Source organism: Priestia sp. P5_B4, from assembly GCF_056400385.1.
In genome coordinates this window covers 1-1,226 of record NZ_JBFULJ010001036.1, presented here as the reverse complement: position 1 = coordinate 1,226, position 1,226 = coordinate 1, and the positions used below count along the sequence as shown (strand labels likewise).

2 protein-coding genes are annotated in these 1,226 nt (G+C 34.8%); one reads left to right on the top strand and one right to left on the bottom strand.

Annotation, left to right across the window (positions count from 1 at the left end; all coding sequences use genetic code 11):
* The first annotated feature begins 179 nt into the window (after positions 1-179).
* Positions 180-578: a hypothetical protein gene (locus AC1DRF_RS28565; protein WP_477742383.1), complete on the top strand. Its 399-nt coding sequence runs from the start codon at positions 180-182 to the stop codon at positions 576-578.
* 21 nt (positions 579-599) lie between these two features.
* Here AC1DRF_RS28565 and ku read toward each other — a convergent pair.
* Positions 600-1,226: non-homologous end joining protein Ku (gene ku / locus AC1DRF_RS28560; RefSeq protein WP_477742382.1), on the bottom strand; the 627-nt coding region annotated here is incomplete at its 5' end.

The following is a 1,226-nucleotide window of genomic DNA, read 5'->3' as shown; positions in this document are numbered from 1 at the left end:
GATAGAAAGTGAACAAGTCTTTTTTTATGCGTTGACATAGTGTTAAGTTTTTTATGTTTTGATGACATTTCGAGATTTTAGTTGTATTTTCCTGTTGAATTTTCTAGAATAGTAGAGAATAAAACCGTATCGAAAAGAAGTCGTATCATGTGCAGAGAACGTTTCAGGAGGACAACGAAGTGAAAAAGATTCTACTATTCACGTTAGTAGCGCTATTGGCAACTTTTTTTATTGACAGGGTATACAGCGAACGCAACCAAGCGCAACTTCAGCAAACTGTAATTAATGAAATTAAAAAAACAAATCAAAGTAAAGAAGAAGCTTCCATCCTTGATTTTAATGAATTATGTGATTTTAGATGGGATAAAGTATATGTTTTTGGACCGGAAACGACTCGCAGTGAGGTAAATGAAAAGCTGGGCTTCACGTGGTCTGAAGCAAAAKCAAAAGGTATTGGAAAAGATAAAAAAGATAACTTTATTGTCTTTGTAGAAAATAATCAAGTAACGCAATATTTAAAAATACCGGCGTCATATGGAACTATTGTTCCTAAGACTTCTGTTGCAAATGAAAGCTAACGAATTTCTTCGTTAGCTTTTTTATGCTTTCTTTTTTAAGGATGAAGTTTTTTTCTCTGCTGTTGATTTTGTCGGATGTAAAGTAGAAGGATCTATGCTCACTTTTAACATTTCCATTAAATGTCGAATATCTCGTTCTTCGCTTCCGCTGCCTTTTGTAACTTCGCCTTGATTTATTTTTTGTTGAATGACGTTTTGTAAGGCGTCTCGGTAGTTGTTTTTGTAAATAGATGGATTAAAAGAAGTAGATAGCTTATCAATTAATTCCACCGTCACTTGTGTATCACTTTCATTAATGGAAGAAGTACTGGATAAGTTAGGCACATCTGTGACTGAACGAAGCTCTTCTTCAAAATGCATCGTGTGAAGAACAAGAGATCCGCCCACGGAACGAATAATTGCCATTTGCTGTTTGGAATATAAAAATACATCCGCAATACCGACTTTATTCGTTATTTCAAGTGCATTTAATAAAGTATAATAAGCTTTTAGGCTTGTTTCCCCAGGAGAAATATAGTAGGGCTTATCAAAAAACAGGGGATCAATGTCATCTAACGAAACAAAGTGTAACAATTCAACGGCTTTGTTTGCTGTAAAGGGCTCTTTGACACTGTCGATTTCCTGTTGTGAAAGTACAACAAACTGACC